Annotated in this window: 12 protein-coding genes; 10 read left to right on the top strand and 2 right to left on the bottom strand. The window is 46.9% G+C overall.

The features are described 5' to 3' along the window. Positions 1–30 precede the first annotated feature (30 nt). On the bottom strand, positions 31–1,059 hold the full coding sequence (locus tag HNP82_RS11105) for a LacI family DNA-binding transcriptional regulator (RefSeq protein WP_183774611.1): 1,029 nt from the start codon (positions 1,057–1,059) through the stop codon (positions 31–33). Between the two features lie 332 nt (positions 1,060–1,391). Here HNP82_RS11105 and HNP82_RS11100 point away from each other — a divergent pair, with 332 nt between their 5' ends. From HNP82_RS11100 to HNP82_RS11055, 10 genes are all read left to right on the top strand, one after another. Further along, positions 1,392–2,216 carry a sugar phosphate isomerase family gene (locus HNP82_RS11100; protein ID WP_183774608.1) on the top strand — a complete coding sequence of 275 codons (825 nt, stop codon included), beginning with the start codon at positions 1,392–1,394 and terminating at the stop codon, positions 2,214–2,216. 3 nt (positions 2,217–2,219) lie between these two features. After that, positions 2,220–3,371: an N-acetylglucosamine-6-phosphate deacetylase gene (nagA, locus tag HNP82_RS11095; protein ID WP_183774605.1), complete on the top strand. Its 1,152-nt coding sequence runs from the start codon at positions 2,220–2,222 to the stop codon at positions 3,369–3,371. Positions 3,372–3,376: 5 nt separating this feature from the next. After that, on the top strand, positions 3,377–4,531 hold the full coding sequence (locus HNP82_RS11090) for a class II fructose-bisphosphate aldolase (RefSeq protein WP_183774602.1): 1,155 nt from the start codon (positions 3,377–3,379) through the stop codon (positions 4,529–4,531). A 440-nt stretch (positions 4,532–4,971) separates the two neighbouring features. Next, positions 4,972–5,760: an ABC transporter permease gene (locus tag HNP82_RS11085; protein ID WP_183774599.1), complete on the top strand. Its 789-nt coding sequence runs from the start codon at positions 4,972–4,974 to the stop codon at positions 5,758–5,760. Further along, on the top strand, positions 5,736–6,527 hold the full coding sequence (locus HNP82_RS11080; RefSeq protein WP_183774597.1) for an ABC transporter ATP-binding protein: 792 nt from the start codon (positions 5,736–5,738) through the stop codon (positions 6,525–6,527). Before HNP82_RS11085 ends, HNP82_RS11080 begins: the two co-directional genes overlap by 25 nt. An 18-nt stretch (positions 6,528–6,545) precedes the next feature. Continuing rightward, positions 6,546–7,682: an ABC transporter substrate-binding protein gene (locus HNP82_RS11075; RefSeq protein WP_183774594.1), complete on the top strand. Its 1,137-nt coding sequence runs from the start codon at positions 6,546–6,548 to the stop codon at positions 7,680–7,682. A gap of 79 nt (positions 7,683–7,761) precedes the next feature. Next, complete coding sequence (locus tag HNP82_RS11070) at positions 7,762–8,949, top strand: diphosphate--fructose-6-phosphate 1-phosphotransferase (protein ID WP_183774591.1); 1,188 nt, start codon at positions 7,762–7,764, stop codon at positions 8,947–8,949. After that, the gene (locus HNP82_RS11065; RefSeq protein WP_183774588.1) at positions 8,949–9,785 is read left to right on the top strand and encodes a triose-phosphate isomerase family protein; all 837 of its coding nucleotides are present in this window, start codon (positions 8,949–8,951) and stop codon (positions 9,783–9,785) included. The genes HNP82_RS11070 and HNP82_RS11065 overlap by 1 nt, the downstream gene beginning before the upstream one ends. A 29-nt stretch (positions 9,786–9,814) precedes the next feature. After that, on the top strand, positions 9,815–11,293 hold the full coding sequence (locus HNP82_RS11060; RefSeq protein WP_183774585.1) for a lactate racemase domain-containing protein: 1,479 nt from the start codon (positions 9,815–9,817) through the stop codon (positions 11,291–11,293). Positions 11,294–11,313: 20 nt separating this feature from the next. Then, positions 11,314–12,573 (top strand): glucose-6-phosphate isomerase, encoded by a 1,260-nt coding sequence (locus tag HNP82_RS11055; RefSeq protein ID WP_183774582.1) that lies wholly within the window; start codon positions 11,314–11,316, stop codon positions 12,571–12,573. Between the two features lie 145 nt (positions 12,574–12,718). Here HNP82_RS11055 and HNP82_RS11050 read toward each other — a convergent pair whose 3' ends face one another. Beyond that, on the bottom strand, positions 12,719–14,962 hold the full coding sequence (locus HNP82_RS11050; protein WP_183774579.1) for a DNA gyrase/topoisomerase IV subunit A: 2,244 nt from the start codon (positions 14,960–14,962) through the stop codon (positions 12,719–12,721). Positions 14,963–14,971: the final 9 nt, after the last annotated feature.

Below are 14,971 nucleotides of genomic sequence, written 5' to 3'. Positions count from 1 at the left end.
GTATGCCTTTTTTGAACGGTACTCCCAGGGTTATCTTTTATTTGGCCGGGCACAGCTATCTCTCTTGGCAATATAGAAGGGAAGAATGGTTTTGATGGGAAGAGAGTGGCCGCCTTTCAGCCGGTCAATAAGAATCCTGGCGGCACATTTCCCAAGATCGTCCAGGGGGATGTGGATGCTTGTGAGCATGGGGGTTAGATATTGATCTGTCTCTATGTCGTCCACACCGATAATTGAAATATCTTTTGGTATATGTTTTCCCCGTTCCTTAAATGCCCGCATGGCGCCGATGGCCGCGTTGTCATTGGCACAGAATACAGCGGTAATGTCCGCACCGGTGTCCATGAGAATATTGGCGGCCTTATAGCCGCCGTCGGCTGTCTGGCGGATATTTACCGTGTTGCGTTGGTGGAAAGGAAGATTAAGGGATTCAAGAGCCCTCTTATAGCCTTTAAAACGGATCTCATGATCCTGGGACCCGATGTACCCGATTTTTGTGTGGCCCAGATCATGAAGGTATTTAACCGCAGCCTTGGCGATATCCCCACCGCAGCAGATGACCTGATCGAATTTCATATCGCAGGGATTCAGACCTACATACATTATAGTAGAGTGCTGTTGGGTGAGAAAGTTAAGGAGTCTCTGATCATAACGGCCAAGAACAACAATACCGTCCACTTTCAGCGCGGCGATGTGCCCCACTGTAACAGGATTAGAAACATCCAGCGATGTAAAAGAATATTTTAGATAATAGTTGCTCTTAAAAAGCTCCTGTTCAATGGCTTTGGCGATCTGGGAGAAAAAGAAATCTGTGGATATGGAGTCTGAGCGGGCGTAAATAATAGCAATTGTTTTTGGCTCTACGGCCTGCGTCTCATCCTGCTGTCCTAGCTTTAGATTTTGGGCGGTTTTATTTGGAATATATCCGTTGCGGCGGACAATCTCCCATATCCGCTCGGCGACTTCCGGGCTTGCGGCGTTAGGTTTTTTTTGGTTGATGACTCTGGAAACAGTCGATATAGAGACGTTGGCTTCCTGAGCGATTTCTTTTAGGGTCATAAAATAACCTCCCCAATATAATCGGTATGCAGAATTTCTTTCAGATAAAAGCTGGAGACCTGAGGCAGAAATTCTTTTAACCTCAGTTTTTACATGTAGACACAGGTGCCGGAAGACTTTTCGGCGCCTTCATTTTATATTATAAAAAACTTCGTGAAAAATAGCAATAGAAATAAGGATAACGTTTGCTTAAAATAACGAAAAAATACGCAAAAAAATCGGCGGCTATTATTGAATTAACACTGACTGAGGCGTATAATCAAAATATACATAAAAAGTTGGAGACAGGTATTAATTTCTATGCGAAACGCATAAAAGAAAGGATGGTACATATGAGACATGACTATTACCAGTACACAAAAGAGCAGCTTGTAGGAAATGGTCCTAAACTGCCGGTGATTGTAATGAAAGACAACGCCCAGGTCTTTTCCTCCATGGCTCAGGAGATGGTCCAGGAAATTGAAAAAAATAACGGGGAGGGCAAAAAGACGGTATTTATCTGCCCTGTAGGACCGGTAGGCCAGTATCCCTATTTTGTGGATATGGTCAATGAGAAAAAGCTGGACCTTAAAAATGTGTGGTTTATTAACATGGATGAGTATCTGGATGATGAAAAAAGGTGGGTGTCCGTGGATCATCCTTTAAGCTTTCGGGGATTTATGCAGAGAAATGTCTATGATAAGATTGATCCCAAGCTTATAATGCCGAAGGAGCAGAGAGTGTTTCCTGACCCTGAAAATCCACAGGCTGTCACCGAGCTGATTAACCGTCTTGGCGGCGTGGATATTTGCTTTGGCGGTATCGGCATTAACGGCCATGTGGCCTTTAATGAGGCCGATTCATCCCTCTCCCCGGAGCAGTTCCTTGATCAGAAAACAAGAGTTCTTGAGATTACAAAAGAGACGAGGACGGCAAACGCCATCGGGGATTTTAACGGCGCTCTGGAAGATATGCCTCATTATTGTATTACTATCGGGATGTATGAAATTTCCCACGCAAGAAAGATCCGTCTGGGGTGCTTTAGAAACTGGCACCGGGCGGTAGTCCGCCGGGCGGCTTATGGGGAGACAACCTCTGATTTCCCAGTCTCCCTGCTGAGAGATCATCCGGATATTAACCTGAAAATTACGGAATATGTGGCCGCACTGGAGGATTAAAATATGAGAACATGGATTACCGGTGGCCAGGTATATATTGCGGGGCATATGGAAAATACCGGCCTTGTCTTAAAAGATGGAAAGGTAGAAGGCTTTTGTTCTTCACCGGCGCCCGGAGAGAAAGATCAGGTCTATGACGCCGCGGGGGCTTATGTTGTACCGGGATTTATTGATATTCACACTCATGGGGGATTTGGTATTGACGTTAATGCTGCCTGCAAAGATGATTTTGAGACAATCGGTCATTTTTTTGCTACCCAGGGAACTACATCATGGCTTTGTTCCATATTGACAGATACCCAGGAGCAGACGACGAAATGTATCGAGGAAGCGCTGGCCCATATGGGGGATCACAAAAACTGTGCCAGCCTTATGGGTATACACTTGGAGGGGCCGTTTCTCTCATCAGAATATAAAGGCGCCATGCCGGAATATCTGTTAAAAACGCCGGACCTGGCTCTTGTTGAAAAATATCAGCAGGCGGCCCAGGGAAATATCCGGTATATGACGGTATCTCCGGAGGTGGCGGGAGTGCCCAAAGCCATTCCAGACATTAAAGCTCTGGGGATTGCTGTGGCCATTGGCCATTCCGGGGCAGATTACGAGACAGCCTGGCGCTGCATCCGCAACGGGGCTGTCGCGGGAACCCATGTAATGAACGCTATGAAGCTGATGCACCAGCATTTTCCTGGGATTATGGGGGCGCTGCTTGAGTCGGATGCCTACTGTGAAGCGATCTGTGACGGCCGCCATCTCCATCCCGGAACAGTACGGTTTCTTATAAAAGTTAAAGGAATGGACCGCATGGTAGCCATCACTGATTCTATTATGGCTGCCGGGCTGCCTGACGGCAACTATAAATTGGGTGTCAACGACGTTATTGTCACTGATGGGGACGCCAAACTTAAAGATGGCACGCGGGCGGGCAGTACGCTGACTACGGGACAGGCGCTTAAAAATGTGATCCGTTTTACCGGAAAGACTCTTGCCCAGGTGTTGCCTATGTTTACCATCAACCCGGCTAAAGTTGTGGGTGCAGACCGGAAAGTGGGCAGCCTGGAGCCGGGAAAAGACGGGGACGTGGTTATCCTGGATCAGAAATTTTCTGTGAAAGATACTTTTATCAAAGGTGAAAAGATTATTAAAAGGAGGTAAAATTTATGCCATTAATTCCGTTAAGACCATTACTTGAAACTGTCGATAAGTACCATTTTGCTCAGGGAGCTTTCAATGTTAATGCCGTTGCCCAGGCTAAAGCGGCCATTGAGGTTCATGAAATGTTTCGGTCTGCGGCAATACTTCAGGGAGCAGATCTGGCCAATGGATTTATGGGAGGACGGACAGATTTTCAGAATGCCACATTGGAGGACAAGAAGATTGGTGCCAGAAATATTGCCAATGCGGTTAAGAAGTTTGCTGAAAATTCCCCGATTCCCGTTGTCCTTCATCTGGATCACGGCCGGGATTTCGATTCTTGTAAAGCGGCTATAGAAGGCGGCTACACATCTGTAATGATTGACGGCTCGTCCCTGCCATTTGACGAGAATGTTGAGCTGACGAGAGAAGTTGTGAAATACGCCCATGCCAGAGGCGTGTCCGTGGAAGGGGAACTGGGTGTTTTAGCCGGCGTTGAAGACCACGTGTTTGCCGCCAATTCCACATATACCAATCCCCTGAAGGCTGTTGAATTTTTTAAAAAGACCGGCTGCGACGCCCTGGCCATATCTTACGGCACAATGCATGGCGCCTCCAAAGGGAAGGATGTAAAGCTTCGACGGGAAATTCCTATCGCGGTAAAAGAGTGTCTGATGCACGAAAACATTTTTGGCGTCTTAGTATCTCACGGCTCCTCCACAGTGCCTCAATATATTGTAGATGAGATCAACACTCTGGGCGGCAATATAAAGAATGCCCATGGTATTTCCATTGATGAGCTTAAAGCCGCTATCCCCTGCGGAATCGGCAAGATCAATGTAGACACAGATATACGTCTTGCAGTGACAAGAAATATGAGGGAATTTTTCAAAAACCATCCGGATATGGCGCAGAGCCCGTCCATCGGGGGTGTTTGCCGGCTGTTGGAAGAAAAGCGGGAACAGTTTGATCCTAGGGCATTTTTCCCGCCGATCATGGATACAGTTATGTATGGAAGCATTCCTGACGATGATGTAGCAGCTTTGATGTCTGTTGTTGAGATGGGCGTTAAAGAAGCCATCGGTACACTGATCGTTGAATTTGGCTCTTACGGGAAGGCACCTTTAGTGGAGCAGGTTTCCCTTGAAGAGATGGCCAGACGGTACAAAACGGAGGCGTGAAAAAGTCGCGGAAAAATTTTTACGGAAAAATTTGTACAAGGCGAAAGCAGAATGCTTTCGCCTTTGTTTTTTTCTGACTTTTATTGAGAACATTTATTAATTTTGGAAAACATAAAAAAATAGAAGAAAAAAATAGATAAAATCACAAGAAAAAAAGTTGTCCCGGCGAGTGAAAAAAATGTAAATTGTGGTTTTTGTATATTTTACGCAAATAAAATTGTACATAATGTATATCTTTTTTGGAGATACCATTTAATTTATTGATTAAATAAACCATAAAAAGAGAGATGTATGCAAACGTTTGTCTAAACAAATATTGTAATTATTTTTTGAGTGTGCCATTATAATTATATAAATTATACAAAACATTTGGAGCGGTGAAAAAGTTCCTAAATGCAAAAGCGGTTGGAAATCCGCAGAAAGAAGGTTGAGGTTACACTATGGGTAAGAAGAAGAGAAGCGATGTGATTAGTAAAATCCCTAAAGGTGTATGGCTGCTGATCTCGCTGGCGGTGGCGTTGATCTTGTGGACAGTGTTGTCCTTTGGCAAAAGTACAGGAAGAGTTTTTCCTAATGTAGTCTTAGTTATCCAGTCCATTGGAACTATGATGGGGCGGGGACTTTTGCTGAAAGATATTTCCAGCAGTTTGATTTCGGTAATCGCCGGATTTGCCATTGGTTTTGTGACATCAATTCCAGTAGCTTTCCTGATGGCATGGTACCGGCCGGTGCGCTACATACTTGAACCGTGGATTCAGTTCATCCGTAATATCCCGCCTTTAGCATACGTTCCCCTGGTAGTTATCGGCGTGGGTGTTGGACGTACTCCTCAGATCATTGTTATATGGCTGGCTACTTTCCTGATCATGACAGTTACAGTATTCCAGGGTGTTATCAATGTGGATGAGACTTTGATCAAAGCGGCCAGGGTACTGGGAGCCAATGATGTGAACTTGTTTGTAAAAGTTATCTTCCCGGCAACGACACCATTTATTATTACAGCGGTGCGGCTTGGTATTTCCACAGCGTTGACGACACTGATTGCGGCAGAATCTACGGGAGCTATGGCAGGTCTTGGAATGCGTATTAAGGCATTGTCCAACTCCTATGAAACTCAGCCAATGCTTTTGTATATCATTATTATTGGTATTATCGGTATGGCGGCAGAAAAAATTCTTAAAGTAGTTGAAAGGAAGTTAACAGGATGGCAGGAAAAACGGGAAATATAAAAGTCAGCATCCAGGGCGTGGAGAAGAGATATAAAACAAGAAACGGTGAAGTTGTGGCCCTTAACGGCGTTGATTTTGACATTCAAGAAAATGAATTTATTTGTGTTATTGGCCCGTCCGGCTGTGGGAAGTCCACATTGCTCAATATTATTGCCGGACTGCTGGAACCTACGGCGGGTCAGGTGATCGTGGATGGAAAGAAAGTAGAAGGAACGGGAACTGACAGAGGCGTTGTGTTCCAGCAGTATGCTCTGTTCCCCTGGCTGACTGTCCGCAAGAATGTAGAGTTTGGATTAAAGTTAAAAGGCATGGATAAAGCCCAGAGAGACGCTACGGCGGAAAAATATCTGAAGATGGTTGAGCTGGAAAAGTTCGCAGATTCTTATCCCAAAGAACTTTCCGGTGGTATGAAGCAGAGGGTGGCTATCGCCAGAGCTTACGCTATGAATCCATCAGTACTTTTAATGGATGAGCCTTTCGGCGCCCTCGACGCTCAGACGAGAACACAGCTTCAGACAGAGCTTTTAAAAACATGGGAAGAAGAACACAAAACATGCTTCTTCGTCACTCATGATATTGAAGAGGCCATCGTCCTGGCAACCCGGGTTGTGATCATGAGCGCCAGACCCGGACGGATCAAAGAAGTGGTGGATATTGACATCCCTTATCCGAGAGATCAGGAAACAAAAATGAGCGAACGTTTTATTGAACTTAAAAATCATATCTGGAGTCAGGTTTATCAGGAATATCTGGCTGTCAGAAAGTAAAAAAGGAGGTTCTTACTTATGAAAGGAAAAGTTTTATCATTATTTGTGGCAACAACAATGGCTATCGGCCTTCTCGCCGGATGCGGCCAGGGTTCCGGATCTACAGATACCACATCCGCACCGGCGGATACCACAGGTGCCCAGAGCGAGGCAGCAGGGGATGATACCCAGGCTGAAACTGAAGCGGGCAGTGCCGAAGCTGGAGAAACTGAGGCCGCTGCCTCCACCGGCGAGTTAAAGACTGTTAATGTGGCATTTATGCCAAACTATGCATCCCTGTGGGCTGTAGCCACCGCGGATCAGAAAGGATATTTCGCAGAGGAAGGGCTCGAAGTAAATATGGTTATGTTCCAGGATGGTCCTACAGAGATTGCCTCCATGGAATCAGGATCTATTGATGTCGCTTACATCGGACCTGGTGCCCATACTCTGGCGATTCAGGGAAATGTTGATGTATTTTGCTTCCAGCAGCTTGGAAACGCGGACAGTGTTGTGGGCCTTGTTTCCCACGGTGTGGAATCCTTGGAAGATCTGGAAGGAAAGACTGTAGGATATGCGTCAGGAACATCCTCTGAAACAATCCTCAGAAGAGCGTTGGCCTCTGTTGGTTTGACTATGGATGATATTCAGGCTTATGATATGGAGATCAGTAATATGATCAGCGCTATGGTTTCCGGTTCTCTGGACGCCTGCGCTCCATGGTCCCCAAGTACCAATACAATTCTTTCGGAAATGGGCGATGACGCTAAGGTTTTATGTACCAATGTTTCTTTCTCGGATGAAGCCGCAGACTGCGCAAGCTGGGTATGTATTCCATCCTACGCTGAGGAAAACAAAGATACTCTTGTAAGCTTTACAAGGGCTCTCTATAAAGCTATGGATTATGGTTCACAGGAAGCTAATTATGATGAAGTTGCCGGATATGTAGCAGAAGCCTGCGGAACAGATAAAGCCAGCGCCCTGGAACAGACGTCTGACGGTGCATGGTTGGATTCCGCCACACTTTTACAGTATGTAGATGATGGAACTATCGAAGGCTACTATGCTATCCAGGAAGCAAACTTTGTTGCTGACGGCAAGCTGACAGAAGAAGAAGGGCAGACTCCGGTTTCCGATTTCGTGTTATTTGATATTATGAAAGAGGCAGGTCAATAAGCTTTAATTTAAGCAGCAATTCCAAAGTACCCTGCGGCAGTGGCTGCCGCAGGGCTTTTTGGTCAAATGGAGGAAAAAAATGGGCAAAAATCTTGTGATTATCCACGGCGGCGGTCCGACGGCGGTATTAAACGCATCCCTTTACGGGGCTGTGAAGGCGGCAAAGGCATCCGGACAGGTGGACCATATTTACGGAGCGAACAACGGCACCGGAGGTTTTTTAAAAGAAGATTTTATTGATCTTGGCGCTTTTTCGGAAGAGGAGCTTGGACTGCTTCTGGCAACTCCGGGAACTGCCATAGGGACGTCCAGGGATCCGATCTGGCAGGATGATTATGAACAAATGACAAAACTTATTGAAAAACATCATATTGGCTATGTGCTTTTTTCCGGAGGCAACGGGACTATGGATACCTGCGGAAAATTGCATAAAGCTCTTGTCCAGAAGGGTATGGATGTGAAAGTTATGGGAATCCCCAAAACCACAGACAATGATATAGCCATCACGGACCACAGTCCCGGATTTGGGAGCGCGGCCCGGTATATGGCGGCCTCAGTCCAGGAATTATGCGCTGATGTGCGTTCCCTTCCTATCCATGTGGTTGTTATGGAAGCATCAGGCAGAAATGCCGGATGGATTACAGCCAGCTCGGCTTTGGCAGGGGAGAAAGGCTATGGTCCGGATCTGATCTATCTTCCGGAGAGGGCTTTTGATGAAGATTGTTTTATCAGGGATGTGGAAACACTCCTCAGGAAAAAAAGCGGGATTGTCGTTGTCGCCAGCGAGGGGCTGCATGACAAGGATGGAAACCCTATTGTCAAGCCGGTATTTAAGACGGAGCGGGCCACATATTTTGGGGATGTAAGTTCTCATCTGGCTAATCTTGTTATTGACCGTCTTGGATACAAGGCACGGGGAGAAAAACCGGGACTCTTGGGGCGGGCCTCCATTGCCTGGCAGAGCCCTGTAGACAGGGATGAGGCGGTTTTGGCCGGAAGAATGGCCTGCGAAGCGGCGTTTGAAGGTGAATCCGGAAAAATGGCAGCTTTCCGAAGAATTAGCGATGAACCTTATAAAATAGAACCTTTCCTGGCAGATATTGACCAGGTGATGATGTTTGAGCGGACAATGCCCGATAACTTTATTAATGAGGCCGGAAATGGTGTCACAGAGGAATTTTTGCGGTGGTGTCGGCCGCTTATAGGGGAAGCGCTTCCGGATATGATTTCATTTAACCGGCTGTCCGGCAGAAAGGAAGGAAAATAATGAAGCATATTTACTTGAACCTGAAACGATTTGATGTGCCGGCTTCTATGGGCGGTGTCAACAGGATCTGTGACGTGAAAGACTGGGGCGGTTACATTGTGAAAAACACTCAGGAAGCCTTAAAAGCCTATGACCCGAAAGCTGTAGAGTTTGCCATGTATTTCCCGGAGGCCCACATTTTGTCTGCCGCGGCGGCAAAAGACGAGGACAGCCCTGTTCAGGTCGGCTGCCAGGGCGTATTCAGAGAAGATGTGACTGTGGGAGGTAATTTTGGCGCTTTTACGACAAACCGTCCGGCGGCAGCTATGGCAGCTTTAGGCTGCGAGTCTGTGATTATCGGACACTGTGAGGAGCGCAATGATAAAGGTGGCATACTGGCTGAGGCCGGTGTGACGGACACGGCGGCAGTGAACCGTCTGCTCAACAGAGAAATCCGCGCAGCTCTGTCCCAAGGACTTAAAGTCCTTTACTGTATTGGAGAAAAAAGTGAGGAACAGGAAAAATGGCAGGAAGTATTAGGGGCTCAGCTTGATATCGGCCTGGAAGGAGTGGACCGGTCAAAGGTGGTAATTGCTTACGAACCGGTATGGTCCATTGGGCCGGGAAAAACGCCGGCGGGAAAAGATTACATTACAAAGATCGCGACCTTTGTGAAAGAGCATACCGGCGGTATGGATATTGTTTACGGCGGAGGGCTAAAGCAGGACAATGCGGCCATGCTGGCTTCCATTAAAGAAATTGACGGAGGTTTGATCGCCCTGACCCGTTTTTCTGGAGAGATCGGATATTATCCCCAGGAGTATCTTGAGATTATACGTCTTTATATGGAAGGTTAATTTATCAGTAATTTTAAGGAGGAATGATCATGAATCTGGAATTTGAATATGGGCAGGGAACTATGGCGGCGTGTTTGCCGGACGATACAGATATTTTTATCCCAGGAGAGACAGTAAAAGATCCGCCCTGTATTCCTGAAGATCAACTTGAGGCGGCATATCTTGAAAGTCTGGCCCATCCCATCGGGATGCCCAGATTGTCAGAGCTTGCCCACAAAGGAAGCAAAGTGTGTATTGTGGTGCCGGACCGGGTGAAAGGCGGCGAACAGCCCACAAGCCACAGAAAGTTAAGTATTAAATATATTCTGAGGGAACTCTACAGCGTTGGCGTGGAAAAGAAGGATATTTTGTTTATTATCTCCAACGGTCTTCATCCTAGAAGCAAAGAGAGCGATGCCAGGGCGATTTTCGGAGAAGAACTCTTTCAGGAATTTTGGCCATCTGGCCAGATCATTAGCCACGATAGCGAAGATCCGGATCATATGGTGGATCTTGGCGTAACCCGTCGGGGCGACCCTGTGTTTATGAATAAATATGTATATGAATGCGATGTTCCGATTCTCATTGGCCATGTCCAGGGCAATCCTTACGGCGGATATTCCGGCGGCTATAAACACAGCGCTACAGGGATCACGAACTGGAGAAGTATCGCCAGCCATCATGTGCCATCGGTGATGCACCGGAAAGACTTTACACCGGTCAATGGAGGAAGCCTGATGCGCACTAAATTTGACGAGATCAGTATGCATATGGAGGAGAAAATGGGCCATCCCTTCTTCTGCTGTGATGCGGTGCTGGACACTTATTCCAGACAGATTGCTATTTATTCCGGCTATGCTAAAGAAATGATGCCGGTGAGCTGGAAGATTGCAGATAAGCGGACTTATGTTCACTGGGCCAAAAAGAAATACGATGTCCTTGTTTTTGGTATGCCTCAGAAGTTCCACTACGGCGATGGCATGGGGACAAATCCGATTATGATGATGCAGGCTTTAAGCGCTCAGGTTCTGCGATTTAAGAGAATTATGAGCGATCACTGCGTGATCATCTGCGCCTCCACATGTAACGGATTTTTCCACGATGAGCTGTGGCCTTATTTGAGAGAACTTTACACAGTATTCCAGCATGACTATATGAATACACTGCCAGATATGAACCGGTACGGCGAATATTTTGCCACAAATGAAGAATATATACGTAAATACCGGTTTACCAATGCCTTCCATCCGTTCCATGGGTTCAGCATGATGTCCTGCGGACACATTGCGGAGATGAACACAAGCGCTATCTACATTGTGGGGGCCCAGGAACCGGGATATGCCAGAGGTATGGGATTAAAGACAAGAGCCACTTTTGAGGAAGCTCTTGAAGATGCCAAGAAAAAATATGTGGGCGAAAATCCTAATATTTTAGCATTGCCGAGAACTTTTAAGCTGGCGTCTGTCCATCTGTGCATGGAAGATCCGCAAAAAGACTGTATGGATGAGTACGGTCATATTCCTGGCTGAAGACTACAGGGGGTGTTTTTTTGATCACACTGGATATTAAAGATACAAAAACCGGAGGCGGGGAACGGCTGGACAGCTATATAAAAGCCCACGAAAATGTCCTTTCTCAGGTTGTGTCGGGAGAAGAAAAATATAAAGATTTTCTCGGATGGTTCCACACCAGCCAGTGGGCGGGGGAAGATACCCTTGACCGTATCCAGGCCCTGGCGGATCAGATCCGCGCGGACGGAGATGCTTTTGTTTTGATTGGAGTGGGCGGCTCAAACAATGCGGCAAGATCTGTAATTGAGGCTTTAAAGACAGAGGACAGCCCTCAGATCATTTACGGTGGAAATACCCTTTCTCCGGCGGCCCTTGGTCAGATGATGGATAAAGTTCAGGGAAAGAGGATTTATATTGACTGTATCGCCAAAAATTTTGAAACATTGGAACCTGGTTCGTCCTTCCGTATTCTGAGAAAATATATGTATGATACCTATGGCAGCCAGGAAGCGGCCCGGAGGATCATTGCCACCGGAACGCGGGGAAGCCTGCTGGAACAAATCTGCAGGGAACATGGTTATACATTTTTGGATTTTCCTGAGGATGTGGGTGGCAGATTTTCCGCTCTCACAAACGTAGGTCTTCTGCCTATGGCTGTGGCGGGGATTGACATACGCAGGCTTGTGAAAGGCGCGGCAGATATGGAAAGAGAGCTGCTCCAGGCTCCGGCCATAAAGAACACAGCTTTTAGGTATGCCTGCCTGAGAAATATGTACCTTGAGCAGGGATATACCCTGGAAATGCTGGCCTCTTTTGAGCCTGCCTTTCGCTGGTTTTATAAATGGTGGGTTCAGCTTTTTGCGGAGACTGAGGGCAAAGACGGGAAGGGGCTGTTTCCTGTCACCGGGGAATATTCTGAGGAACTGCACGCGGTGGGACAGTTTGTCCAGGACGGAACACCGCTGATGTTTGAGACTTTTTTGAATGTCAGAGAGGCTACAGGCTCTCTCATTGTTGAAAATGACGGAATTAAAGATGCCTTCGATTATCTGGACGGCATGGATTTTCAAAACATTAACCGGACGGCATTTGAAGCTACAGTGAAGGCTCATTGCCAGAAACTTCCCTGCCTGATTCTAACCATAGATACTTTGGATGAGTATCATTTTGGGCAGATGTTCTATTTCTTCCTGTTTGCTTGCTATTTGTCAGCAAAAATGCTGGGGGTTAATCCATTTGATCAGCCCGGTGTGGAGGCTTATAAAAACTGGATGTTTGAGGGCCTGGGAAAATGCTAAACGTGTGCCACTGGCACACAGCACCGCCAAATGGACACGTGAGCGCGTCCATTTGGCGAATTGCCTGCGGGAATAAATAATTTATGCCTCCGCCATAACTGGGGAGGCATAAATATTTCCAGTGCATACATGTGCCGGGCAATAATCACAGCCTCAGCTTTGTGCCTTTTGTATCCCGCTTAGACAGCTTTATCCGTGAGGCGGGAATTTCTTTATCTTTCAACACAATGTTTTCTTCCGTTGGGTTGGCTATGAGCCATGCCTGTTCAATTTTGTCCCCGTCGGTCAGGCGTATTCCCCGCACGCCGATGGCTCCTTTTTTCTTTTCCGGCACTTCTTCCGTTAAAAATCGGATAAAAATACCGTTTTTCGTCTGTAAGACAATATTTTTTTCATCCTGCACCGGGAGAATTGCCCCGATAGCGTCATTTTCCATAAGCTTCGTGGCAGCGATGGTGCGCTTGCTGGCGTCAAATTCGGAGCCGGAGACAACTTTCAGATAGCCTTCCTGGCTGACAAAGAGAAGATGTGAGGTGATCACATGGCTCAATGTATTGACGTAGATCATATACTCCCCGGAACTGTCGTAGTTGCACAGGTTGTCCACTGGCGTGCCTTTGTCCCTGAAGCGCCCCATGGGGATATCAAGCACCCGGAGAAGATGGAGTCGTCCGGTGTTTGTAAAGACAGCAATTTTGTCGGTGTTCATGCATCGCAGGACGTGGCGGTTTTCTGAATCTGCCGCCTCTTTATTCCGCTCGTAGGCGGCCGGGTCAATACATTTGCAGTATCCGAAGCGATCCATTAAAACAATGACTTCCATTTCTTCAAACTTCTTCTCCTCATATACGGCTGCCGCGGCGTTTTCCACTGTTGTTTTTCTCGGAACCCCATAGGCTTTTTTCAGAGCGTTCAGTTCTTTCTCGATAACTTTGGACATACTGGAGTGATTTTCCAAAATATCCTCATATGTGGCGATATTTTTCAGCGTCTGCTCATGTTCTTTTTCAAGGGCGGCAATCTCAAGGCCGATGAGTTTGTACAGGCGCATTTCCAGAATAGCGGTGGCCTGTTTTTCTGTAAAATGAAGGCGGGAGGCCGCTTTCTGGGACGTTTTCGTCTTAAATCGAATGCCCTCAGTGATGCCGTCCACAAGACAGGCTTTGGCTTGTTTTAAGTTCTGGCTGCCCCGGAGAATTTCAATAATCAGGTCGATGACATCGCAGGCTTTGATCAGTCCTTCCTGAATTTCTTTTTTCTCCAGTTCTTTTTCAAGCATAGTGCGGTATTTTCGGGTAGTGATCTCGAACTGGAAGTCTAAAAAGTATTCAATAATACTTTTTAGTCCCAGAGTTTCAGGGCGGCCGTTGGCAACAGCCAGCATATTGACGCCGAAGGTGTCCTCAAGGCGGGTCTTTTTGTAGAGCATATTGATGAGTTTGTCTGTGTCTGCGTTTTTTTTCAGTTCAAGGACAATGCGTATCCCTTCTTTTGAGGACTGGTTGGAGATATCTACAATATCCGTCGTCTTTTTAGTTTCCACAAGGGTGTAGATATCATTTAAAAACTTACCGATATTTGCGCCGATCATTGTATAAGGGATCTCAGTGATGACAAGGCGCTCTTTGCCGCCTTTTCCCTTCTCAACACAAACCCGGCCTCTCAGTTTGATTTTTCCCTGACCGCTTTCGTAAATCTGAACCAGTTCATTTTTGTTGATGACAATCCCTCCGGTGGGGAAATCTGGTCCCTGGACGTAAGTCATTAATTCCTGGGTAGTAATCTTGTCATTTTTCATGTAGGCTTTCACAGCGTCGATAACTTCTCCAAGATTGTGGGGGGGAATGCTGGTGGCCATACCTACGGCGATACCGTCGGAACCGTTGACTAAAAGATTTGGGATGCGCACAGGAAGCACTTCCGGCTCTTTTTCTGTCTCGTCAAAGTTGGGCATAAAGTTTACTACGTTTTTGTCCAGATCGGAGAGAAAAGCCTCCTGGGTCACTTTGGCCAGGCGGGCTTCGGTGTATCGCATAGCTGCGGCGCCATCCCCCTCAATGGAACCAAAATTGCCGTGACCGTCCACCAGGGGCAGTTCTTTTTTAAACTCCTGGGCCATGACGACTAAGGCTTCATAGATGGAGCTGTCGCCGTGGGGGTGATATTTACCCATGGTATCGCCAACAATACGGGCGCATTTTCTGTAGGGCCGGTCATAGCGGATGCCCAGCTCATACATATCGTAGAGGGTGCGCCGCTGCACCGGTTTTAATCCGTCCCGCACGTCCGGCAGGGCCCGGGAAATGATGACGCTCATGGCGTAGTCAATGTAAGATTTCTGCATGATCTCAGAGTATTCTGTGCGCAAAATCTGTTCTTCTTTATTCATAGATTGATC

The organism is Catenibacillus scindens (assembly GCF_014202115.1).
In the GTDB taxonomy this organism is placed as follows: domain Bacteria; phylum Bacillota; class Clostridia; order Lachnospirales; family Lachnospiraceae; genus Catenibacillus; species Catenibacillus scindens.
The sequence above is the reverse complement of the archived record's forward strand: the minus strand, read 5'-3'. Positions and strand labels throughout refer to the sequence as shown.